The sequence below is a fragment of the Vreelandella mediterranea genome, assembly GCF_970647075.1.
In genome coordinates, this window is sequence record NZ_OZ310198.1 from 3,212,063 (window position 1) to 3,232,448 (window position 20,386).

Annotated in this window: 23 protein-coding genes, 1 tRNA gene and 1 rRNA gene; 17 read left to right on the forward strand and 8 right to left on the reverse strand. The window is 62.5% G+C overall.

The features are described 5' to 3' along the window. Nucleotides 1–23 precede the first annotated feature (23 nt). The gene (locus ACWFVE_RS14825; RefSeq protein ID WP_447530035.1) at nucleotides 24–2,852 is read left to right on the forward strand and encodes a DUF349 domain-containing protein; all 2,829 of its coding nucleotides are present in this window, start codon (nucleotides 24–26) and stop codon (nucleotides 2,850–2,852) included. Nucleotides 2,853–2,914: 62 nt separating this feature from the next. Here ACWFVE_RS14825 and phbB read toward each other — a convergent pair whose 3' ends face one another. Then, nucleotides 2,915–3,661 (reverse strand): acetoacetyl-CoA reductase, encoded by a 747-nt coding sequence (gene phbB, locus ACWFVE_RS14830; RefSeq protein ID WP_447530036.1) that lies wholly within the window; start codon nucleotides 3,659–3,661, stop codon nucleotides 2,915–2,917. A 273-nt stretch (nucleotides 3,662–3,934) separates the two neighbouring features. Between phbB and ACWFVE_RS14835 the strand changes: the two genes are divergently transcribed. The 8 genes from ACWFVE_RS14835 (at nucleotide 3,935) to ACWFVE_RS14870 (ending at nucleotide 10,915) form a co-directional block, all read left to right on the forward strand. Continuing rightward, a tRNA-Met gene (locus ACWFVE_RS14835) sits at nucleotides 3,935–4,011 on the forward strand. 490 nt (nucleotides 4,012–4,501) lie between these two features. Further along, nucleotides 4,502–6,040 carry a nickel ABC transporter substrate-binding protein gene (nikA, locus tag ACWFVE_RS14840; RefSeq protein WP_447530037.1) on the forward strand — a complete coding sequence of 513 codons (1,539 nt, stop codon included), beginning with the start codon at nucleotides 4,502–4,504 and terminating at the stop codon, nucleotides 6,038–6,040. Beyond that, nucleotides 6,040–6,984 (forward strand): nickel ABC transporter permease subunit NikB, encoded by a 945-nt coding sequence (gene nikB / locus ACWFVE_RS14845; RefSeq protein ID WP_447530038.1) that lies wholly within the window; start codon nucleotides 6,040–6,042, stop codon nucleotides 6,982–6,984. Before nikA ends, nikB begins: the two co-directional genes overlap by 1 nt. Beyond that, complete coding sequence (gene nikC / locus ACWFVE_RS14850) at nucleotides 6,981–7,847, forward strand: nickel ABC transporter permease subunit NikC (protein ID WP_447530039.1); 867 nt, start codon at nucleotides 6,981–6,983, stop codon at nucleotides 7,845–7,847. Before nikB ends, nikC begins: the two co-directional genes overlap by 4 nt. Then, on the forward strand, nucleotides 7,844–8,635 hold the full coding sequence (locus ACWFVE_RS14855) for an ATP-binding cassette domain-containing protein (RefSeq protein WP_447530040.1): 792 nt from the start codon (nucleotides 7,844–7,846) through the stop codon (nucleotides 8,633–8,635). The genes nikC and ACWFVE_RS14855 overlap by 4 nt, the downstream gene beginning before the upstream one ends. Beyond that, the gene (nikE, locus tag ACWFVE_RS14860) at nucleotides 8,632–9,456 is read left to right on the forward strand and encodes a nickel import ATP-binding protein NikE (RefSeq protein ID WP_447530041.1); all 825 of its coding nucleotides are present in this window, start codon (nucleotides 8,632–8,634) and stop codon (nucleotides 9,454–9,456) included. Before ACWFVE_RS14855 ends, nikE begins: the two co-directional genes overlap by 4 nt. Nucleotides 9,457–9,489: 33 nt before the next feature. After that, nucleotides 9,490–9,843 carry a hypothetical protein gene (locus tag ACWFVE_RS14865; RefSeq protein ID WP_447530042.1) on the forward strand — a complete coding sequence of 118 codons (354 nt, stop codon included), beginning with the start codon at nucleotides 9,490–9,492 and terminating at the stop codon, nucleotides 9,841–9,843. A 133-nt stretch (nucleotides 9,844–9,976) separates the two neighbouring features. Then, nucleotides 9,977–10,915 carry a co-chaperone YbbN gene (locus tag ACWFVE_RS14870; RefSeq protein ID WP_447530043.1) on the forward strand — a complete coding sequence of 313 codons (939 nt, stop codon included), beginning with the start codon at nucleotides 9,977–9,979 and terminating at the stop codon, nucleotides 10,913–10,915. Here the strand turns inward: ACWFVE_RS14870 and ACWFVE_RS14875 are convergent, their stop codons facing one another. Beyond that, complete coding sequence (locus ACWFVE_RS14875; RefSeq protein WP_447530044.1) at nucleotides 10,916–12,082, reverse strand: MalY/PatB family protein; 1,167 nt, start codon at nucleotides 12,080–12,082, stop codon at nucleotides 10,916–10,918. It abuts the gene before it with no gap. Nucleotides 12,083–12,119: 37 nt separating this feature from the next. Between ACWFVE_RS14875 and ACWFVE_RS14880 the strand changes: the two genes are divergently transcribed. Beyond that, nucleotides 12,120–12,551 carry a hypothetical protein gene (locus ACWFVE_RS14880; protein WP_447530550.1) on the forward strand — a complete coding sequence of 144 codons (432 nt, stop codon included), beginning with the start codon at nucleotides 12,120–12,122 and terminating at the stop codon, nucleotides 12,549–12,551. Here ACWFVE_RS14880 and ACWFVE_RS14885 read toward each other — a convergent pair. Further along, a complete protein-coding gene (locus tag ACWFVE_RS14885) occupies nucleotides 12,548–12,901 on the reverse strand; it encodes a hypothetical protein (protein ID WP_447530045.1) in 354 nt (117 codons plus the stop codon). The two genes, ACWFVE_RS14880 and ACWFVE_RS14885, sit on opposite strands and share 4 nt — an antisense overlap. 66 nt (nucleotides 12,902–12,967) lie before the next feature. Between ACWFVE_RS14885 and ACWFVE_RS14890 the strand changes: the two genes are divergently transcribed. The 5 genes from ACWFVE_RS14890 to ACWFVE_RS14910 all read left to right on the forward strand — a co-directional run bounded on the left by ACWFVE_RS14890 (nucleotide 12,968) and on the right by ACWFVE_RS14910 (nucleotide 15,722). After that, complete coding sequence (locus tag ACWFVE_RS14890; protein WP_447530046.1) at nucleotides 12,968–13,792, forward strand: hypothetical protein; 825 nt, start codon at nucleotides 12,968–12,970, stop codon at nucleotides 13,790–13,792. 66 nt (nucleotides 13,793–13,858) lie between these two features. Next, complete coding sequence (locus ACWFVE_RS14895) at nucleotides 13,859–14,260, forward strand: acyl-CoA thioesterase (RefSeq protein ID WP_447530047.1); 402 nt, start codon at nucleotides 13,859–13,861, stop codon at nucleotides 14,258–14,260. A 35-nt stretch (nucleotides 14,261–14,295) separates the two neighbouring features. After that, on the forward strand, nucleotides 14,296–14,598 hold the full coding sequence (locus tag ACWFVE_RS14900) for a hypothetical protein (RefSeq protein ID WP_447530048.1): 303 nt from the start codon (nucleotides 14,296–14,298) through the stop codon (nucleotides 14,596–14,598). An 11-nt stretch (nucleotides 14,599–14,609) separates the two neighbouring features. Continuing rightward, a complete protein-coding gene (locus ACWFVE_RS14905; protein WP_447530049.1) occupies nucleotides 14,610–15,131 on the forward strand; it encodes a DUF501 domain-containing protein in 522 nt (173 codons plus the stop codon). Between the two features lie 45 nt (nucleotides 15,132–15,176). After that, the gene (locus ACWFVE_RS14910; RefSeq protein ID WP_447530050.1) at nucleotides 15,177–15,722 is read left to right on the forward strand and encodes an LOG family protein; all 546 of its coding nucleotides are present in this window, start codon (nucleotides 15,177–15,179) and stop codon (nucleotides 15,720–15,722) included. 38 nt (nucleotides 15,723–15,760) lie between these two features. Here ACWFVE_RS14910 and ACWFVE_RS14915 read toward each other — a convergent pair whose 3' ends face one another. Beyond that, nucleotides 15,761–16,294, reverse strand: coding sequence for a hypothetical protein (locus ACWFVE_RS14915; RefSeq protein WP_447530051.1), 534 nt, complete (start codon nucleotides 16,292–16,294; stop codon nucleotides 15,761–15,763). 10 nt (nucleotides 16,295–16,304) lie between these two features. Next, nucleotides 16,305–16,790, reverse strand: a complete 486-nt coding sequence (locus ACWFVE_RS14920; RefSeq protein ID WP_447530052.1) for a tetratricopeptide repeat protein — start codon at nucleotides 16,788–16,790, stop codon at nucleotides 16,305–16,307. Nucleotides 16,791–17,028: 238 nt separating this feature from the next. Between ACWFVE_RS14920 and ACWFVE_RS14925 the strand changes: the two genes are divergently transcribed. Together ACWFVE_RS14925 and yaaA are read left to right on the forward strand one after the other, a co-directional pair. Next, a complete protein-coding gene (locus ACWFVE_RS14925; protein ID WP_447530053.1) occupies nucleotides 17,029–18,060 on the forward strand; it encodes an NADP(H)-dependent aldo-keto reductase in 1,032 nt (343 codons plus the stop codon). Nucleotides 18,061–18,195: 135 nt separating this feature from the next. Further along, entirely contained in the window at nucleotides 18,196–18,975 is a 780-nt protein-coding gene (gene yaaA / locus ACWFVE_RS14930) for a peroxide stress protein YaaA (protein WP_447530054.1), read from the forward strand. Here the strand turns inward: yaaA and ACWFVE_RS14935 are convergent. From ACWFVE_RS14935 to rrf, 3 genes are all read right to left on the reverse strand, one after another. Further along, entirely contained in the window at nucleotides 18,950–19,546 is a 597-nt protein-coding gene (locus ACWFVE_RS14935; protein ID WP_447530055.1) for an isochorismatase family protein, read from the reverse strand. The genes yaaA and ACWFVE_RS14935 overlap by 26 nt on opposite strands. 146 nt (nucleotides 19,547–19,692) lie before the next feature. Continuing rightward, nucleotides 19,693–19,890, reverse strand: a complete 198-nt coding sequence (locus tag ACWFVE_RS14940) for a hypothetical protein (protein WP_447530056.1) — start codon at nucleotides 19,888–19,890, stop codon at nucleotides 19,693–19,695. A 288-nt stretch (nucleotides 19,891–20,178) separates the two neighbouring features. After that, nucleotides 20,179–20,294, reverse strand: a 5S ribosomal RNA gene (rrf, locus tag ACWFVE_RS14945). Nucleotides 20,295–20,386 lie beyond the last annotated feature (92 nt).

Sequence of the window (20,386 nt, forward strand, 5' to 3'; positions counted from 1 at the left end):
CGCACCTTCTTGCAGGATGATTCATGCACGGACTGTTAAGACGCCTGTTCGCGCCTCGGTGGCAGCACCCTGACTCCGAGGTCCGCCTCAAGGCACTCCATCAGCTGGACCCACAACAATCAGAACAGCGCGAGGCCTTGAAAGCGCTTGCCGATGATCCAAAACCCGATATCCAGCTTGCCGCATTGCAGGCACTGGACGATATCGAGACGCTGGTCAGCCGCCTTCCCGATCAGGGCGAGAATGCCCCGTGGTATAACGCCGCCCTCGAACGGCTCACCGGCCGTCAGGGCCAGACCAGCCTTCACACCCGGTGTCAGCTTACCGCTACGCTAACCGATAAGGCGCTGCTAAACGATATTACCCTGCGCGGCGACAACCTGGATTTGCGCCTGACCGCCCTGGCCGCGCTGACCGACGACGTCGATTTGATCCACCAGGCATGCCACAACGGCGTGGCCAGCGTCCGCCACCGGGCCGCCGAACGTATCGAAGACGAAGAGAGCCTGAAGCGGCTTTTAAAACAGGCGCGCCGCGACCGCCACGTCATGCGCCTGGCGCGGGAAAAGCTGGACAAGCTTCGCCACGACAGCGCCTGGCTCGAGCAGCAGAAGGCCCGCCGCGAGGAGCTTTTAACCAAGCTCGAGCAGCTGGCGGGCGCCGCCTGGGAGCCGCTTTACGGCGGGCGCCTTCGCCATCTGGAGCGCGAATGGCGAAAGCTCGAACACCCGCCGAGCGCCGACCAGGAGGAGCGCTTTCATCGCGCGAGCCTGGGCGCACGCAAGACCTTGAGCGACCAAGAAACCCAGGAGCAGGCCCGCCAGCAGAGCCAACTTCGCCGCGACGAAGTGGAAACCACCCGCGAGCAGCTACTGGCAGGGCTGGAGCAGACCTTGCGCGGGCTCGATCACGCCGAGGCCGTAACGCTTCAGGATATCGACAGCCTGCGCGCCCAGCGCCAACTTCTGGGTCAGCGCTGGCAGTCACTCTCCGACCTGCACGCCGCGCCGGAAACCGCCCAAGCGCGCTACGCCCAGGCACTCGATGAGTACGAGCGCGTCATGGAGGCCTGGCAGCGCTGGCAAAGCCATCAGCCCGCCTTCGAAACGGCGCTGGCCAACCACGACCTGAAGGCGCTTGCCGAGCTTACGCCCTCGCTTGCCTGGCCCGAGACGCTGGCCAAACCAGCGCTTCTACAGCGCGCCCTCGAGCTTTTTGCGCTCGACCAGCAGCAAAGCCAGCGGGATACCCCCTCTTTGGATGCGCTCGATGCCGAGCTCGATAACTTCGAGCACATGCTCGAGCGCGGTGCGTTCAAAAGCGCCAGCCGACTTCACCAGCGCCTGAAGCCCACCCTCGAGGCGCTCGACACGCCAAAGGCCAAGCCGCTCAAGGCGCGCTTGAAGCACCTGGGTGCGCAGCTGGCCGAGCTTCGCGACTGGCGCGGCTTCGTGGCCGGGCCCAAGCGCGAACAGCTCTGTACGAGCATCGAGGCGCTCGCCGACGATACTTACATGGCCGAGCCGGCGCTGGACCGCCGCCACCGCCAGCTCGTCAAGGAGTGGAAGGCGCTGGGCGACGCGGCGGCCAGCCGCGAGCTTGCGGCGCGCTTTCGTCACGCATCGGAGCGTATCCACGAGCGCCTGGCCCCCTGGCGCGAGACGCTGGAGCAGACGCGCAGCGCCAACCTTCGCCGCCGCGAAGAGCTCTGCGAGCAGCTCGAAACGCTTTGCGAGCAACCCTCTGAAAACGCCGACCCGGACGTACTGCGCGAAATTCGCGACAAGGCACGCCACCAATGGCGCGAATACGCCCCGGTCCCGCGCGAGGCCTCGGAAGCGGTGGGCCGGCGCTTTGGCAAGGTACGCCACCGACTGCAAGCACTGATCGACCAACGCGCCGAGCAGATCGCCGCGCAAAAGCGGGCGTTGATCGAGGAGGTCCAGGCGCTTCTACACGACGCCGAGCAGCCACTCAACGAGCGCATTCAGCGCGCCAAGACGCTTCAGCAGCAGTGGCGAAGTCTGGGCCGGGCGCCCAAGGGCGAGGAGCAGGCGCTCTGGAAACACTTCCGCCACGCCTGTGACCAGCTCTTCGCCCAGCGCGACGCGCATAAAAACGAGCAAGCGGCCCACCAGCAGCAGAAGCTCGACGACATGCAGACGCTCATTGACGAAATGGATAGCTGGCAGCCCGCCAAAGCCGATGACGCCACCACCCTCGAGGCTTTCATTCAACGCGCCCAACAGCTGGAGCCGCTGCCGCGCAACCGGCGAAGCGAAGGGATGCAGCGCCGCTTGAGTGGAATCGTTCGCGCTCGGCGCGACCGGCTGAGCCGCCTGGCGGTGGCGGCCATCGTGGATCAGTGGCAGGCGCTTACGCCGCTGATCAAGGCGCACCTGGCCGCCGACCAGGCCGCCCTCGAGCAGTCAGCCGCCACCCCGGTGGACGCCGCTGACGTCTTGGGGGCACCGCTTTCCGGCGCGTTTTTGAAAGCCCACCAGCGGCGCAACGCCGCGCGCGGCAACGCTCAGCCCTTTTCTGACCAGGCACACCAGGCGGTCAACGAGGCGCTGGCGAAGCTTCGCGTCCACCTTTCACTACTGGCGGTGGGTAGCGTCAAACCCCAGGACGAGCCGCTGCGCCTGGCCATTCAGGTCGAGCGTTTGAACGAAGGGTTGAGCGGCGAGCGCAGTCAGGCCGAAGAAACCCAGGCCATTCTAGAGGCCCTTTTAGCGCTCGGCCCCATGCCGAACGAAATTTGGCAACGCGAAGCCGGTGAGCTCGATAGCCTGCTGGGCCGTCTGGCTCAACTGCCCACGCCCTCACCTGGCGCGCCGGGCGAACACTAAAAAAGGGAGGCTTTTGGCCTCCCCTTTTTTAGTGCTGTCATACGCGGAAGCAACGCCTGCGGCTAGCCCATGAACTGGCCGCCGTTGATATCGATATTGGCGCCGGTGATAAAGCCCGACTGTTGGTCGGCCAGAAACACGACCAGTCGGCCGATCTCTTCCGGCGTACCGTAGCGCTTCACCGGAATGGTTTCGCGAATCGCCTCGCGCACCTTCTCGGGGATGTTCATGATCATATCGGTGGCAATGTAGCCGGGAGAGATGGTATTGACCGTAATGCCTTTGGTGGCCGTCTCCTGAGCCAGCGACATGGTCAGACCGTGCATCCCCGCCTTGGCAGCGGCGTAGTTGACCTGGCCGAACTGGCCCTTGCGCCCGTTGATGGAGGAGATATTGATGATGCGCCCATACGCCTGTTCGAGCATGGGGTTGATGACACTGCGGCAGGTATTGAACACGCTATTGAGGTTGGTATCGATGACCTCGCTCCACTGCGCCTGGTCCATCTTCTTCAACGTACCGTCCCGGGTGATGCCGGCGCAGTTCACCAACACACTGATGGGGCCGTGGGTTTCGGTGATCTCCCGGGCGCCGTCCATACACGCCTGATAGTCCGATAGATCGACACCGGAAAGCGCGATATTGTCGAAACCGTCGGCTTTTTGGCTCTCCAGCCACGTTTTGGCTTTTTCCGGATTTCGGTACCCGGCCACGACCTGGTATCCCGCCTCGGCCAGCGATCGGCAAATCGCCGTACCGATGCCACCCGTTCCGCCCGTCACCCAAGCAACCTGGGGTTGATTAGCCATTGACTACCTCCCTGATATGACAAATGGCCTGCACCAAACGTAAACGCCCGTAGCGCCGCAAGCCACTTCAAATTGGCGCATAAACGCGTCGGCTTATCGCGCACCGTGTTGTTATCTTCTTTTCCTCGACGCCCGCGCTTTGCAAGGCGTCATAAAAGCATAGCGTTACTACGCCAATGTTGCAGCACGATGAATCAAACGGGCTTCAACAGGAAAACTTTATATAAACCATTGACGCGGGCCCAAATATGCGTAGAATACGCCACACGTTGATGCGGGGTGGAGCAGTCTGGTAGCTCGTCGGGCTCATAACCCGAAGGTCATCGGTTCAAATCCGGTCCCCGCTACCATCTTCTACAAAAAAGCCGTTACCGAAAGGTAGCGGCTTTTTTGTGCCTGGATAGTGGCGATATGCGAGAAAAGCGCGTCGGGCTCAGCTCTTTATAAGCCCTGGAAGGTCATCGGTTCGCTTTTGTTTTAAGATCAGCGGTCCCCGCTACCATCTTCTACAAAAAAGCCGTTACTGAAAGGTAGCGGCTTTTTTGTGTCTGGAAAGTGGCGATATGCAAGAAAAGCGCGTCGGGCTCAGCGCTTTATAAGCCCTGGAAGGTCATCGGTTCGCTTTTGTTTTAAGATCAGCGGTCCCCGCTACCATCTTCTACGAAAAAGCCGTTACCGAAAGGTAGCGGCTTTTTTGTGTCTGGTCATTATTCTGTGCCTGATCGCGTTGCGACGTTCAGCGCCGCCCTACGCCCCGGCGCCCAAGTATGATAATTTTGATGATTCATCATACTCTTCAAGACTTCCGAGGTAGCCGTGCGCGCAGCTCTTGGTGCCCTGTTGGCACTCTCTTTAACCTTGGGGCTTACCGGTCAGGCTCAGGCGCAGACACGCCTCAGTTTCTCTTGGCCGAGCAACGTGGGCCCATTGAACCCGCACGGCTACACGCCCAATCAGATGTTCGCTCAATCCATGGTGTACGAGCCGCTGGTAAAGTATCAATCGGATGGCTCGGTGGCGCCCTGGTTGGCTCGCTCCTGGGAGGTCTCCAGGGACAAACGCACCTACACCTTTCATCTGCGCGACGACGTCACGTTCTCCAATGGCGAGCCCTTCGACGCGGCGGCGGTAGTGGCCAATTTCGAGGCGGTGCTTGACCATCCAGCCCCTCACGCCTGGCTCGAGCTCGTCAATCAGATCGAGCATGTCCGCGCGCTCAGTGAGGACACCGTCGAGCTGACCCTGGCCGAGCCCTACTACCCGGCCCTGCAAGATCTTACCCTACCCCGCCCTTTTCGCTTCGTGGCACCGTCGCAGCTCGATGACAACGCCGGTGGCGTCCTGGCGCCGATCGGCACGGGCCCCTGGGTGCTCGACGAGACGCGCCTGGGCGAGTTTGACCGCTTTGCGCAAAACGAACACTACTGGGGCCAGACGCCGAGCTTCGACGAGATCGATGTCCGCGTGATTCCCGACCCCAACACCCGCGCCATCGCGCTGCAAACCGGCAGCATCGATTTGATCTACGGCGCCGAAGGGCCGGTTTCGCCGGACACTTTTCAGCGCCTGGCCGATAGCGGGCGCTACACCACCGCGCTTTCAGAGCCGGCCGAGACGCTGATGCTGGCGCTCAATAGCCAGCATGGCGCCACACGCGAGCGCGCCGTACGCCAGGCGATCAATCACGCGGTGGATAAAGCCGGCATTGTGGAGAGTGTGTTCTACAACACCCAGCGCGCTGCGGATTCGCTATTTGCGCCAAGCGTGCCCTACGCCGATGTGGACCTGCCCCCCTACGAGTTTGATCGCGAACGCGCCGCCGAGCTGCTCGACGAAGCGGGCTGGACGATGGACCGCGGCGTTCGTACCAAAGAGGGCGAGCCGCTGCTCATCGATCTGGTCTTCGTGGGCAACGATGCCGTGGCGAAATCCATGGCGGAGATCATTCAGGCCGAGCTTGGTCAGGTGGGTATTCAGATCCGCCTGATCGGCGAGGAGGAAAGCAGCGTCTATGCCCGCCAGCGCGACGGCCGCTTTGGCATGATCTTCAACCGCACCTGGGGGGCGCCCTTCGACCCGCACGCCTTCATTAGTGCCATGCGCGTGCCCGCCCACGCAGACTACCAGGCACAGCTGGGCTTGCCGGACAAGGCGGAAATCGATGCGTTGATCAAAGAGATTCTGGTCTCGACGGATGAACAGAACCGCCAAGCGCTCTTCGAGACGCTGCTGACCCGCCTGCACGAGGCCGCCATTTATCTGCCGCTGACCTATAGCAACGTGCTCGCGGTGGCGGACCCGACTATCGGGGCGATCCACTTCGGCGCCATGCCAGGCGAGATACCCTTCGAGCGCTTTACCCCGGAGCACGCCGACTAATGGCGGGGTTCATTGCCAAACGCCTGCTGTTGCTGCCGCTATTGCTGCTGGCCGCCTCGATCCTGATTTTTTTGCTCCTGCGCCTGGGGCCGTCGGACCCGGCGCTGGACTACTTGCGACTTTCCCAGGTGCCGCCGACCGCCGAGGCCCTGGAACACGCCCGAGCGGCGCTGGGGCTCGACCAGCCTTTGATCAAGCAGTACCTGGACTGGCTTTCAAGCGCGCTGCGCCTGGATTTTGGCGTCTCCTACGCGACCCAGCGGCCGGTGTGGCCGGATCTTCTCCATTTTCTGCCCGCCACGCTGCAGCTGGCGGGAGCGGCCTTCGTTCTGACACTCGTCGTCTCGATACCGCTGGGGCGCTGGGCGGCGCGCCACCATCACCGCGGACCGGATGCGGCGGTGCGATTGATCGCCTTTTTCGGCGTTTCCATGCCCAACTTTTGGCTCGGCTTTCTGCTGGTGCTGCTGTTTTCGGTGACCCTTGGGTGGCTGCCGCCCATGGGTTACGGAAGCATCGCGCACCTGATCATGCCGGCGGTGGCGGTCTCGCTCATGTCGCTTTCGATCAACGCGCGAATGCTGCGCGCCAGCATGCTGGAGGTCGCCGGCCAGCGCCACGCGCGCTACGCCCGCCTGCGCGGTCTCGGTGAGCGCGATGTCGAACGCCGCCACGTCTTTCGAAACGCCCTTTTGCCCATCATTACCGCCTCCGGCATGCATATCGGCGAGTTGATCGGCGGCACGTTGATCATCGAAAGTATCTTCGGCTGGCCAGGCGTTGGCCGCTTCGCGGTGTCGGCGATCTTCAACCGCGACTACCCGGTCATTCAGTGCTTTACACTGCTTCTGGTGGCGATCTTTGTGGTGTGCAATTTGATCGTCGATATCGTTTACGCTTGGGCAGACCCGCGCATTCGCGTCTCCCGCGAGGGGGTGCAATGAACACGACCGCCACGGCCACGCCGCCCCGCCGAGGCGGGTGGCGCCAGGCGCGCCCGAGCACACGGGTCGCGCTTTTGCTGGTGGCGGTACTGGCCGGCGCTGCGCTATTCGGCGGCTGGCTTTCGCCCTACGACCCCAATGCGGTGGTGCTGGCCGAGCGTCTAACGCCGCCCGGCGCCGCGCACTGGCTAGGCACGGACCACCTTGGGCGCGACATTCTCACCCGGCTGATGGCGGGCACGCAGATCTCGCTGGGCGTGGTGGCCATCACGCTTTCGTTGATGCTGCTGCTGGGGATCGGGGTCGGCGGCAGTGCCGGTTTCATCGGCGGGCGCACCGACCAGGTGATCATGCGCCTGATCGACATTTTCCTGACGTTTCCTACCTTCGTGCTGTCGCTTTTCATGATCGCTGTGCTGGGCACCGGGCTGACCAACGTGGTGCTCGCCATCGCGCTTTCGCACTGGGCCTGGTACGCGCGCATCACCCGCGCCGTCGTGCTCTCCCTCAAACACCGCGATTTCATCAGCGCCGCCACCATGGCCGGCGCCAGCCGAACGCAGGTGTTCCTGCGCCACCTGCTGCCGGCCACGTTTTCGCAGCTGGCGGTACTGGCATCGCTGGATATCGGCCACATCATGCTGCACGTATCAAGCCTTTCGTTTCTGGGCCTGGGGGTGGCCGCCCCGACGCCGGAGTGGGGCGTGATGCTCTCGGATGCGCGCCAGTTCGTCTGGACCGAGCCGCTTTTGATGCTCTGGCCCGGGCTTGCGCTGTTTATCAGCGTGATGGCCTTCAATCTGCTTGGCGATGCCCTGCGCGACCGCCTCGACCCTCACCTCCACCGGGAGCAGCTATTGTGAGCGACCCACGGCCCCATCGCACCTTGAGCCTTTCGAAAATGACCGTCGATGCCCAGCAGGAGCGGCTGGTGGACGACGTTTCGCTGACGCTGAATCGCGGCGAGGTCGTCGCCCTGGTGGGCGCTAGCGGCTCGGGTAAATCGCTGACCTGCGCGGCGGCCCTCGACGCCCTGCCCGGCGGCGTGCAGAAAAGCGCCGGCCAGGTAACCCTAGACGGCGCGCCGATCGCGGCCTCGCTTTTGCGGGGCCGAGTGGTGGCGTCGATCATGCAGAACCCGCGCAGCGCCTTTAACCCGGTGCGCACGCTCAAGGACCACGCCGAGGAGAGCTTAAAAGCGCTGGGCGTGAGCAAAAAGGAGCGCACCCCGCGTATTCATCAGGCGATGATCGACGCGGGGCTCGACGAGCCTCAACGCCTGCTCAAGCACTATCCCTTCGAGATGAGCGGCGGGATGCTTCAGCGGGCAATGATCGCGCTGGCGCTGGCAAGCCAGGCGCCGTTTCTCTTTGCCGACGAACCCACCACCGACCTGGATAGCGTTCACCAGCGCGCGATTCTCGACCTGCTGGCCAGGCTGCGCGAACGTTTTGGGCTGGGTCTTTTGCTCGTGACCCACGACATGGGCGTGGTCGCGCGTCTGGCCGATCGCGTGCTGGTCATGGACCAGGGGCGAATCATCGAAAGCGCGACGGTGGCGGCGATATTCAGCCACCCAAGCCACGCCGTTACCCAGCGACTGGTCGAGGCGCACCTGTCGCTCTACCCGCATTCCGGGAGAGCACCATGAGCTTTTTGGCCACCCAGGATCTGGGCCACACCTATGGCCGTCGCGCACTTTTTGGCAAACGCCCGGCCCCAGTGCTCGAGGCGGTGTCGATGGCCATCGAACGGGGCGAAACGGTGGGCATGGTGGGCCGCAGCGGCTGCGGCAAGAGTACGCTAGCGCGGCTTTTGACCGGGTTAGAGACGCCTGCGCGCGGCGCCGTGACCTTTCAGAGGCAGCCGCTTTCGGCCATGACGCATGCCCAGCGGCTGGCGTTTCGCCGCCAGGTGCAGATGGTGTTTCAGGACCCGCAGGGGGCGGTGAGCCCGCGCCTTAGCGTTTTCGAGATCATAAGCGAGCCTCTCATCCACCTGACCGGGCTCACCCGCGCGCAGCGCGCCGCGCGGGTGGCAACGCTTCTGGACGCTACCGGCCTCGAGGCGCGCATGGCCACGCGCTACCCCTTTGAACTCAGCGGCGGCCAGCTTCAACGGGTATGTATCGCCCGGGCACTGGCGCCCCGGCCGTCGCTGATCGTACTCGACGAAGCAGTGTCGAATCTGGATCTACACCTGCAAATTCAGATGCTGGAGCTCTTCAAGGCGTTAAGGCGCGACCAGGGCGTGGCGTTTTTGTTCGTGACCCACGACCTTCGCCTGGTCGAGCGCTTCTGCTCGCGAGTGCTGGTCATGAAGCACGGTCGCGTGGTGGAAGAGAGCCCCGTCACGGCGCCGCTGGCGCTTGCCTCCCACGAGGGCCGGGCGCTTTTGGACGCGGTGCTGCCCGCTTTTCCAGCCAAGGCGGCCCCACCCGGGGAACGACTCGCGCCCGCGACTGTCCTTTAACGGCTACGCCCCATTTTTAAAGGAACTGATCGAATGAAAAAGACCGCTATTTTGCTGAGCCTGGCCGCCGCCCTCACCGCGCAGAGCGCGTTTGCGCAAAGTCAGGCGTGCTCCGCCGAGGCCCTGATGGCTGCCAACCAAAGCATGTACGATCAGTTCGAGGCCTATACGGCCAACCAGATGGACCAGGGCCGCAGCATGGAAGAAGTAACGGCGTCCATGGAGGAGATCACCGCGGCGGGTAATGCCGAAGAGGTCATCGAACGCCACCAGGGCGAGCTCGAGATGATGGAGCCGGGCTCTGATCATCAGCCCTCCCAGGCGCTTTGTGACGACATGTACACCATGCTCGACGACATGCAGGCCGAGCTCGACGCGCAACAGTAAGCGCTACCCTCCTTCCTTGCTTGAAAGCGGTGCCGCCAAACGCGTCGGCACCGCTTGAATAACCCCGCCCCTGCCTGCATATCATGTGTCATGCTTGTCTTATCACTTTTTCCAGCAGAGCACAGAATTCATCATGTCGATTATTGATCCCCGCACTGGCAACACGCTGTCCGCCGAGCCCACCGAAACCGCACAAACCGGTAGCCCTCAAGGCAACGTCTCGCGTGACGACGTCATCATCGAGCTAAGCGCTGCCAATATCCAAAAGGTACTGGAAGCCTCCGCCCAAGTGCCGGTCGTACTGGACTGCTACTCGCCGGACAACGAGCCGTGTCTGCAGCTCATGGCCGTGCTCGAAAAGCTCGCCCTCGAATACGGCGGCGCGTTTTTGCTGGCCAAGCTCGACGCCCAAGCCAACCCCGAAATCGCCGCACAGCTTGGTGTGCGCTCGGTGCCGGATGTCAAACTGGTAAGCCAGGGCGGCCTGGTCGATAACTTCCAGGGGGCGCTACCCGAAACGGAGGTGCGCGAGTGGCTCGGGCGCTACATTCAGACGCCGGAAAACGCCCCGGCAAGCCCGGAAGAGCAGGCCGAGGCGGCCCTGGCCGAAGGCGATACCGCCACCGCCCAGGAGATCTACCAGGGCCTGATGACCCAATACCCGGAGCACTACGCCTACCAGGTGGCATTTGCCCGCGTCATGGCCATCAAAGGCGAGCTCGATGAAGCGCGTAGCGTCATCGATAACCTGCCGCCGGAAGAGCGCGACGCTCCCCAGGCGCGCGGCGTACGCGCCAGCATCGAATTCAGCGAGCAGGCGCTCTCCCATGAGGAGATCGCCGCGCTAGGCGAGCGCGATGACAGTGAAGCACGCTACCAGCGCGCCCTGCGCCAGGTGGCCGACGGCGACTATGACGCGGGGCTCGAAGGCCTTCTGGCGCTGATGAAGAGCGACCGCGCGTTCAATGACGACGCCGCGCGCAAGACCCTTTTGCAGGTGTTCGATGCGCTAGGGGCCGACCACCCGCTGACCGTCGCCTACCGCCGCAAACTGTTCGCCCTGCTCTACTGATCAGGGCGCGCCCAGCACCGCGTCCAGCCTTGATAACGCCGCCTCCAACTGCGAGGCGGTCGTGCCGAAATTAAGGCGTACGAAGCCCGGGCAGCCAAACGCGGCCCCGTCGGAAAGCGCCACCCCCGCGCGCTCCTTGAGCGTCTGATAGGGCGACTCCCCAAGCCCCGCCTGGCGCATGTCGAGCCAGACCAGGTAGGTCGCCTCCGGCGCGCTCATCTCGACACCTGGCCAGCGCGCCACGTAGCCGGCCAGTGTTTCGCGGTGCCCTCGCAATACGTCGAGCAGCGCCTGGCGCCAGGGCTCGCCTTCTCGGTAGGCGGCTTGTACCGCCACGAGCCCCAGCACGTTCACCTCGGGCAGAAACCCTTCGCACGCTTGGGCGAAGCGCTGGCGCACGTTGGTATCCGGTATCACCGCGCAGGCGCTGGAAAGCCCTGCCAGGTTGAAGGTTTTGGAGGGCGCCCAGAGCGTAATCGTACGCCTTGCAAGCGCGGGAAACAGCGCCGCAAGCGGCTGGTGCGTCGCGCCTTCGTCGAGCAGCAGATCGCAGTGTAGTTCATCAGAGACCACCCACAGATCATGGCGCTCGACCAGCTCGGCGAGCTTTTCGAGCTCCTCCTGGCGCCAGACGCGTCCGGTAGGGTTGTGCGGCTGGCACCAAAGCAGCAGGCGCGTTTGTGGGGTAATCGCCGCCTCCAGCGCGGCGATGTCGAGCCGCCAGGGCTCGCCGGGGCTTTCCGGTTCGGCGAGCATCGCCTGTTGAGCAAGGCGTCCGGTGCGCTCGGCCACGGCCAAAAACGGCGGGTAAATGGGGGCGACGGTGAGCACGCCCTCGCCGGGCTCGGTCAGCGCCAGGGTTGCAAAGTGCAGCGCTGGTACCACGCCTGGCAGCCAGTGCTGCCATTCGGGCTCGATGGGCCAGCCGTAATGGGCCGCGCTCCACTGACAAAGGGTCTGCTTGAGGGTCTCGGGCACCTCGCCGTAGCCGTAAACGCCGTGCTCGACCCGCGCCTGGAGCGCCTCGATGACCGCGGGCGGCGAGTGAAAATCCATATCCGCGACCCAAAGCGGCAATATCTCACTACCGTAGCGGTGCCATTTTTGTGAAGAATAGCCGCCTTCGGGCTGGCGCCGCTCGACAGGCGTGGCAAAATCAAAGGCCATGAAACATCTCACTGATTGCTAAAGGGTATCGATGAGCATGCCGCAAAACGATTTTTATACCAAGGTGCGCGCCGGGCTTGCAGCGCTTTTGCGCCAGTGGCGCTCGCTTGGCCAAGCGGATGCCGATCAGTTGGCGCTCATTTTGGCCGAGACCGCGCGCGTCGCCAAGCTGGGCGCGCCAGAAACCACGCCCAGCGGCGACGAGCTTACGCAGTGGAGCGGTGACACCCAAGGGAATATGCCGCTTTGGGCACCGCGCACCGCGGTCTTTTTGCTCAACCAGATGCCCGCCCGCCCGGCGCCGCAAAGCGAAAAAGAGGCCTGCGCCTGGGCGTACTGTTGGCTCAAAAACCGCGCGTTCGATTCACGAGAGGCCGCCCAAGCCGCGCTGCCCGAGCACCTGCAGGCGCCGCTCAAGGACGCGCTCGAGGCGGCCTGGCGCGACCAGCAGGGCCTTCGGCTGGTCTAGCGCCGACGTACCGGCGACTTCGGCTTGAAGCCAGCGGGCTTGGTGGCAAGCCAGGCCACAAAAGCACGCGTGTCCGGGTCCTCTGCCAGGGCCTGGACCGAGGGGAAGCGGTCGGCTAGCTCGCGCTCGCTATAAAGTCCATGAATATGCTTGTGGCAAGGGTGGCAAAGCCAGGCGATGGCGGTCAGCCGCACCTTGCGGCTGTAGCGCTTTTTATAGCGCGCCTTGTTGTGCAGGGTACGCGGAATGAGGTGGTGTTTGGTCAACGCCGCGGGGCGCCGGCAAAGCTCGCAGGCGTTCGGTTTGTCCGGCGGCGAAAGCGACTGGCCCGACCGAGAAGCAAAGTCCAAAAGACGCGGCCCTCCAGGCCAAAAATAAAAACCCATAATACGTATCGACTATAAGGATAATCGGCAATGCTGGAAGTTCCCTTAAGCTGGCAGCTCGCCAAAATAGTGGTATCGGTGGTCATGGTGCTGAGCCTTGGCGTGATCGCGGTGCGGGTCAGCCCCAAAGTAGCCGGGTTATTGGCGGGCTATCCGCTGGGCACCGCGCTGGCGCTTTTCTTTATCGGCCTGGAAATATCGCCGCTGTTCGCCGCGCAGAGCGCGGTCCATACCTTGGCGGGCTTCACCGCCACCATGGCACTGGGGGCGGGCTACTGGCTCTGCGGACGAAAACCCGGGCTTACCGGTGTTCTCACGGGCACCGCCGGCGGGATCGCGGCCTGGTTTTTGGTGAGTCTGGTGCTGGCCCAGTTCGATTTCACGCGGTTGACCGGCACGCTCACGACACTTTGTGCCATCGCCGTGTTCAGCGTGCTTTTTCGGCGCATTCCCGAGCGCATGGCGACCGCGCGAGCGCCGTTTTCCTGGCGGGCCCTTTGCCTGCGTGCGCTGCTCGCCACGCTGATCATCTTTGTCATCACAAGCCTCGCTCACTGGGTGCCAACGGCCTGGGCGGGCACGCTGGCCGCCTTTCCCATCACGATGCTGCCCTTTTTGCTGATTCTGCACATAAGCCAAGGCCCCGAGCCCACCGCCACGGTCATCAAACACTACCCGATGGGGCTGGGCTCGCTATTGTGCTACGCCCTGTGCGTCTCCTACACCTACGAACAGTGGGGGCTTTTGCCGGGTACCCTGGCAGGCTTCGCGCTCGCTACGCTCTGGCTCGTCGGCTGGATGCAGGGCCAGCGTTGGTGGGCCAATCGTCGACCCGCGCCGGGTCAAACCAGTTGACCCGGCGGGTATCAGGGCCGATTCTGAAGGCGCAACCCTTAACCCTCTACCCACAAGGCATCGTCCATGTTCACCCGCAGGATTGAACCCGCTTTTTATGATACCGACGCGTTGGGCCATATCAACAATACGCGCCTGCCCGCCTGGTTCGAGCTGGCGCGCAACGACCTTTTCAAGCTCTTCACGCCGGATCTGGACCCTAAAAAATGGCGGCTGATGATCGCGCGTATGGAGATCGACTACCGCGCTGAACTGTTTTACGGTCACGACATCGAACTGCGTACCTACTTGACGCGCTTGGGTAACAGCTCGTTCACGGTCACGCAGGAGGCGCACCAGCAGGGCACGCTGACCAATGTAGGCCACACCGTCTTGCTGCAGTACGACCACCAGGCAAAACGCGCCGTTCCCATCGAAGGCGCGCTGCGCGAGGCGTTGACCGCGCATTTACAGGATGCGCCTGTCTAAGCACTGGCCCGCGCAAGGGGCCCCGAGGAGCACCGATGGCTATTCGCTATAACCTTTGGCTAGACCCGGACAACACGGCCCAGCACAAGGCGGTGGAAGCGGACCTGGAGCGCTACTTCATCGAGCGTTTTGCCGACTATCCGCATATCCGCTTGTTTGGCGCCGACCCCTACGATTATGATGCCCCGTTCAACCGCCTGTATGATGCGCTGATGGCGCGCGCCGCCGAATACTGCGAGCGCACCTGGTGCTACGTGGCCTCCCCGGAACAGCTCACCCGCTGCTTTTACCGCGCGGTGGGCCGCTCCAATAAATTTATTCAAGACGAGCAACGTTAAGAGATTTTTCGATGGTAATTCGTACCGATCATGCCCCCGATGAGCGCCAACTGGCGATCATTACCCAGCAGCTTGGCCGGGCGCCCCGCGGTATCGAAGCCGTTGCCGCCACCGACCAAAACGGCACGCCCCTGGCGCTGCGTATGGCGCCGATCGTCGATGGCAAACCCTTCCCCACGCTTTACTGGCTTTGCTCCGATGTGCTCAAGATCGAGATTTCCCGGGTCGAAGCGGTGGGCGTCATCAAGTCATTGGAACAACGCCTTCAGGACGAGCCCGATTTTCTCGAACACTATCAGCAAAGCCACCGGGACTACGTGGCCGCGCGCTGGTCCTTCATGAGCGATGCCCAACGCGAGGAAGTCGCGCGGCTGGGCTACACCGAGGTGTTCACCGAGCGCGGTATCGGCGGTATCAGCAACTGGCAGCAGATACGCTGCCTGCATACCCAGTATGCCCACCACCTGGGCGGCCATAACGTGATCGGGGCGTGGATGGACGAGCACTACCAGATCGATCGGTTCGTGCCCTGAGCACGACGCGAAATCTTCACACCATCGCTTTAAGGAAGAATCGGTATGTCGCGTATCTGCGTTTATCTTGGCTCCCGCGCGGGGAGTCGCCCGGCCTTCATGGAAGCGGCCCGTACGCTGGGTGACACCCTGGCCAGGCGCGGCCATACGCTGGTTTACGGCGGCGCAAGTGTCGGGCTGATGGGCGAACTTGCCAATGCGGCGCTGGACGCCGGCGGCGAGGTCATCGGCGTGATGCCGACGCATCTGGTCGAGCGTGAGCAGGCGCATTTTGGCCTGACCGAGCTGATCCGCGTGGCCAACATGCACGAGCGCAAGGCCACCATGGCGGCCCATGCCGACGCTTTCGTGGCACTGCCTGGCGGCATCGGCACGTTCGAGGAGCTTTTCGAGGTCTGGACCTGGGGCTATTTAGGGCTTCACGAAAAGCCGTTGGCGCTTCTGGATACCGAGGGTTTCTACGCGCCGCTATTAGCTTTTTTGGACAACACCGTAGAGCAGGGCTTTTTGACCTCGTCCACCCGCAGCATGCTGATGGATGCCGACACCCCCGAAGCACTGATTCAGATGCTGGAAAGTCAGCTCGGCTAACCTCGCAAACCCAAGGCATGCAAAGCGCGCGACGACGATTAACGGGGCCGGGTAATCACGTCCTGAATGTCGGCGCGCGTACGCTGGTAGGTGAGCTGCAGCAAGCGGGCGTCGTCGCCGGCGCGGTGGCGCTGGATCGAGCCATCGTTGATGATCGCTTCCTTGGTTTGACTCCAAAGCGCCTGCTGCGGCTCGGTCATCAGAATACGCAGCGCCTCGAGGCGAAAGTGAGGCAGCATACCGGCGTGATAAAACAGTAGCGAAAGCCAGGTATTGTCGTAGCCCCAGCTGTCACTGTAGGCCTTGCCCAGCTCGCGCAGTTCGTCGTTGAGCCAGTGGGCGATTTGACGTACCGGATACCCTTCCTGAAACAGACGCTCGCGGGAGATCCCGTGAAGAAGCTCCGCCTTGGGGTCCCAGTGCGTCCACTCCTCCAACGGCTGTACCAGGAACGCACAGCAGCTCCCATCGGCGCGGGCCAGGCCGATCTCGATGGGGTAGCTGCCGCGGCCAAACCCCGAGGCCTCGATATCCAGAATAGTGGGGAGAGCCTCTGTCGCGGGGGGTGTCATACGCCCACCGTCACGCTGCGACTACCTGGGAGGGACTCGCCACGCTTTGCCAGTAGGCCGACCGTTCGCCGTCCACATCCAAGCCCAGCTCGCCTAATTGATAGGCGCGCGAAAGGCGCTCGGCAGCCAGTTTGTGGCCCGCCTGGGCCGCCCGGGCGTACCAGGTGACGGCGTAATCTTCGCGGCACGGGTACTGCACGCAGCCGTGCTCGTGGATACGCGCGGCCTGATATTGGGACTGAACGTCACCGGCCTGAGCGGCTTCCAGCACGTAGCGCGCGCCGCGTGCCTTGTCCTGAGGCGAGAGGCTGCGTTGAAACAGCATCTGTCCGTAGGTAGAAAGCGCATCCGGGTGCCCCGCCTCGGCGCAGCGCTTGTACAAGCGCATGGTCAGGCGCTGCGTACGGCGCGAGTGAGGCAGTAGCCAACGGGAACGAAATAGCTGTTCGGCCAAACGAAACTCGAGCCGAATAAACAAAGATGATGCCTGCGGCATGGCAAACCACCCTGCCTATCTGTTGAGAGCTTAAGCTAGCCAATCACTTCAAGCGGCTAACCCTACGGTAACCGGCGTTTGGCCGGTGAATGGGCTGGCAAGCATACGCCTGCCTTTGCCCCGACTCAACCCCCTTCATTTGCTGCTTTATCCAAGCATCGCTAACATGCCCTTACGCCGCTGCGTTGCACCCTCTAAAAGTGGTGCAATGCGGCCTTACGCCACTCAGGAGGTATTCATGCAGACCCGCCCACTTGGTAGAACCGGCCTGGACGTCAGCCGTTTGTGTCTAGGTACGATGACCTATGGCGAACAAAACAGCGAAGCCGAAGCTCACGAACAGCTCGACCGCGCCGTGGCGTTTGGTATCAACTTCATCGACACCGCCGAGATGTACCCGGTTCCGCCCAAGGCCGAAACCCAGGGCCTTACCGAACGCTATGTCGGCAGCTGGCTCAAGGCGCGCGGCGCCCGCGACGATGTCGTGTTGGCCACCAAGATCGTCGGCCCGGGCGTCGAGCATATTCGCGGGGGTTCACGCATGGACCGCGCGCATATCCACCAGGCGGTCGACGCAAGCCTTGAGCGCTTGCAAACCGACTACGTGGACCTTTACCAGCTTCACTGGCCAGAGCGCAAAACCAACTTCTTCGGCCAGCTGGGCTATACCGTCGCCGACGATAACGACGCCACGCAGCTCAAAGAAACGCTCGAGGCGCTCAAGGAGCTGGTGGATGCAGGCAAGGTGCGCGCGATCGGCCTTTCCAACGATACGCCCTGGGGTGTGATGCGCATGCTACAGCTGGCCGAGGAGTTCGATCTGCCCCGCGTTGCCAGCGTGCAAAACCCCTATAACCTGCTCAACCGCTCGTTCGAAGTCGGCCTTGCCGAGATCGCCCACCGCGAGGACGTCGGCCTGCTGGCGTACTCGCCGCTGGCCTTTGGCGTACTCTCGGGTAAATACCTGGACGGTGCTCGTCCGGCCAAGGGCCGCTTGACGCTTTACGAGCGCTTCAAGCGCTACACCTCGCCCCAGGCGGAGGAAGCCACTCAGGCCTACGTCTCGCTTGCCCAAAAGCACGGCCTGGACCCGGCGCAGATGGCACTGGCCTTTATTAACTCGCGGCCCTTTTTGACCAGCAATATCATCGGTGCGACCACCATGGAGCAGCTCGAAGCCAACCTGGCAAGCGAGTCGTTGAAGCTCGATGACGAGGTACTTGAAGGCATCGACGAGATTCATCGGCGCATCTCCAACCCGAGCCCCTAAGCGCTTTCAAAAGCGACCTTACGGTGGCTTTTACTATCGGCTCCATAGCCCCGGCCAAGGCCGGGGCCTGGTACCATGGTGTCCATTTCGACACCGCTCGTAGCCCATTTTGAAGCTGCGCTTAAGGAGCAAGCGATGCTAAGCGTCATTTCGCCAGCCAAGACGCTGGACTTTGAAACCCCTTCGACGACCCAACACGTTACCCAACCGGATTTGCTCGAGCATAGCCAGCCGCTGATCGACATCCTGCGCGGCTACTCGCCTCAACAGATCAGCGAGTTGATGGGGGTCAGCGATAAGCTCGCCGGGCTCAACGCCGCGCGCTTTAAAGAGTGGCAGCCGCCGTTTGACCTGGACAACGCCAAGCCCGCCGCTCAGGCGTTTCAGGGAGATGTTTATACCGGCCTCGAGGCGCAGACTTTTAGCGAGCCCGATAACCGCTTCGCCCAAACGCATCTGCGTATTCTCTCCGGTCTTTACGGCTTGCTACGCCCGCTGGATTTGATTCAGGCCTACCGGCTGGAGATGGGCACGAAGCTCCCCAACGAGGCCGGCAAGGACCTTTACGCCTACTGGCGGCCTACGCTAACCCGGGCACTCGATCAGGCGATCGGTGAAAGTGGCTCCAAACATCTGGTGAATCTTGCCTCCAACGAGTACTTCAAGGCGGTGGATACCCAAAAGCTCGACGCCGAAATCATCACGCCCGTGTTCAAGGATGAGAAGAACGGTCACTACAAAATCATCAGCTTTTACGCCAAAAAGGCCCGCGGGCTGATGAGCGCCTGGATCATTCGCGAGCAGATCAACGCGCCCGAAGCGCTCAAGGCATTCGATGTGGCGGGTTACGGTTTCGACAAGGCGGCGTCCGAGGGTAACACCCTGGTGTTTACTCGCCGCGAGGCGGATCGCTAAGAAAGCTCAGCGTACGCCTGGCGCGAGGTTTCAAAAACGCCCGGTGTACGCGTTTAAAAAGCGCGCTGTCGCAACGGTGAAGCCATTCGTAGGCGACCATGTCCGCGGTCACCGTTATTGCACCGTGTTGGCCGGCGCGCTTGCGCGCAAGCCCGGTTTCGACCGGGCGCCGGCTTAGCGTGGCGTCCACCAGCCAGTAAACCTCGTAACCGGCCTCCAATAACCCCAGCGCACTCTGCAGCACACAGATATGCGCCTCGGTGCCACACAATACGACCTGACGCCGCCCCAGGGCGTTAAGCGCCTCCATGAACTCGGGCTCTTCGGCGATGCTGAAGTGCTGCTTCTCCCATACACAGTGATCCGTTAGCGCATCGCTCAACGCCGGTGCCGTAGGCCCCAGCTTTACCGGGTTTTGCTCGGTCAGCCACACCGGCACGCCAACCTCTTGCGCGACGCCGGCAAGCCACGCGGCCTCTGCCAGGCCCTGCTCGAAGTGCTCGATCACGGGGATCAGCCCCGTTTGAAAATCCACGCATAGCATTAGCGTATTGTCGGCTTGTAAACGCACGTCGCCTCCTGGTCGTTGCCCTATGCGCCACGCTTTTTTCGCGCACGTCGTCTTTGCAGTCTAGCCCAGCAGGCGCGGCGGGGCCGCAACGTAAAACAGCCGCTTATAAGCGGCTGTTTCAAAACGTTCAATGTCACGCAAAAGCGTTAGTTGGACGCATCGTCGGCGGAATCTTCGATACTTTCGCCCATCTCCTCGATGCTTTCACCGGCGCTTTCCATGCTGTCGTCAATGCTCTCCCCCGCCTCTTCCGCCGGGCCCTGATCGTCACACGCGGCCAAGCCGCCCAGCATCACGCCCATTAACAGGGCCAACGTCAGTTTTTTCAGTAGCGGCGCTTTCATATCAACGTCTCCTTTTGAACGATGCCAGACTGTATCTACCCCTCGATTTTAAGGAGCTGTCGAATTAAATGCCATTGCAGGGCGAGCAAAATTTTAACTTTTAGCAAAAAGGGGCGAGGCCGCCATCGCCGAGGTGTCGGACCACCCATGAATCGGGCTTCTACAGGGGCGCGGGTGGCACTGATACTTTTTGTGCCCCCTGCCAGTGCCCACGTCTTCTCCCGGGCCTTTTCCTGCGCGCATAAAAAAGCCCCGAACACAGTGTGCTCGGGGCTTTTTCGAAGATGTGCCTGACGATAACCTACTCTCGCATGGGGAGACCCCACACTACCATCGGCGCGTTGCGGTTTCACTTCCGAGTTCGGCAAGGGATCGGGTGGTTCACGCAAGCCATGGTCGTCAGGCGTAACTGTCAATGTATATCGGCTGACGTTTTGTGATCGTTTCCAACGTATCCGGTGCTCTATCGAGCGTCGTTGTCACTACAGGACCAGAC

What these genes read in the sequence shown, in the direction of transcription:
- ACWFVE_RS14825 (WP_447530035.1), top strand. Translation starts at nt 24, where the DNA reads ATGCACGGACTGTTAAGACGCCTGTTCGCGCCTCGGTGGCAGCACCCT.
- phbB (WP_447530036.1), bottom strand. Translation starts at nt 3,661, where the DNA reads ATGGCTAATCAACCCCAGGTTGCTTGGGTGACGGGCGGAACGGGTGGC.
- nikB (WP_447530038.1), top strand. Translation starts at nt 6,040, where the DNA reads ATGGCGGGGTTCATTGCCAAACGCCTGCTGTTGCTGCCGCTATTGCTG.
- nikC (WP_447530039.1), top strand. Translation starts at nt 6,981, where the DNA reads ATGAACACGACCGCCACGGCCACGCCGCCCCGCCGAGGCGGGTGGCGC.
- nikE (WP_447530041.1), top strand. Translation starts at nt 8,632, where the DNA reads ATGAGCTTTTTGGCCACCCAGGATCTGGGCCACACCTATGGCCGTCGC.
- ACWFVE_RS14865 (WP_447530042.1), top strand. Translation starts at nt 9,490, where the DNA reads ATGAAAAAGACCGCTATTTTGCTGAGCCTGGCCGCCGCCCTCACCGCG.
- ACWFVE_RS14870 (WP_447530043.1), top strand. Translation starts at nt 9,977, where the DNA reads ATGTCGATTATTGATCCCCGCACTGGCAACACGCTGTCCGCCGAGCCC.
- ACWFVE_RS14875 (WP_447530044.1), bottom strand. Translation starts at nt 12,082, where the DNA reads ATGGCCTTTGATTTTGCCACGCCTGTCGAGCGGCGCCAGCCCGAAGGC.
- ACWFVE_RS14880 (WP_447530550.1), top strand. Translation starts at nt 12,120, where the DNA reads ATGCCGCAAAACGATTTTTATACCAAGGTGCGCGCCGGGCTTGCAGCG.
- ACWFVE_RS14890 (WP_447530046.1), top strand. Translation starts at nt 12,968, where the DNA reads ATGCTGGAAGTTCCCTTAAGCTGGCAGCTCGCCAAAATAGTGGTATCG.
- ACWFVE_RS14895 (WP_447530047.1), top strand. Translation starts at nt 13,859, where the DNA reads ATGTTCACCCGCAGGATTGAACCCGCTTTTTATGATACCGACGCGTTG.
- ACWFVE_RS14900 (WP_447530048.1), top strand. Translation starts at nt 14,296, where the DNA reads ATGGCTATTCGCTATAACCTTTGGCTAGACCCGGACAACACGGCCCAG.
- ACWFVE_RS14905 (WP_447530049.1), top strand. Translation starts at nt 14,610, where the DNA reads ATGGTAATTCGTACCGATCATGCCCCCGATGAGCGCCAACTGGCGATC.
- ACWFVE_RS14910 (WP_447530050.1), top strand. Translation starts at nt 15,177, where the DNA reads ATGTCGCGTATCTGCGTTTATCTTGGCTCCCGCGCGGGGAGTCGCCCG.
- ACWFVE_RS14915 (WP_447530051.1), bottom strand. Translation starts at nt 16,294, where the DNA reads ATGACACCCCCCGCGACAGAGGCTCTCCCCACTATTCTGGATATCGAG.
- ACWFVE_RS14920 (WP_447530052.1), bottom strand. Translation starts at nt 16,790, where the DNA reads ATGCCGCAGGCATCATCTTTGTTTATTCGGCTCGAGTTTCGTTTGGCC.
- ACWFVE_RS14925 (WP_447530053.1), top strand. Translation starts at nt 17,029, where the DNA reads ATGCAGACCCGCCCACTTGGTAGAACCGGCCTGGACGTCAGCCGTTTG.
- yaaA (WP_447530054.1), top strand. Translation starts at nt 18,196, where the DNA reads ATGCTAAGCGTCATTTCGCCAGCCAAGACGCTGGACTTTGAAACCCCT.
- ACWFVE_RS14940 (WP_447530056.1), bottom strand. Translation starts at nt 19,890, where the DNA reads ATGAAAGCGCCGCTACTGAAAAAACTGACGTTGGCCCTGTTAATGGGC.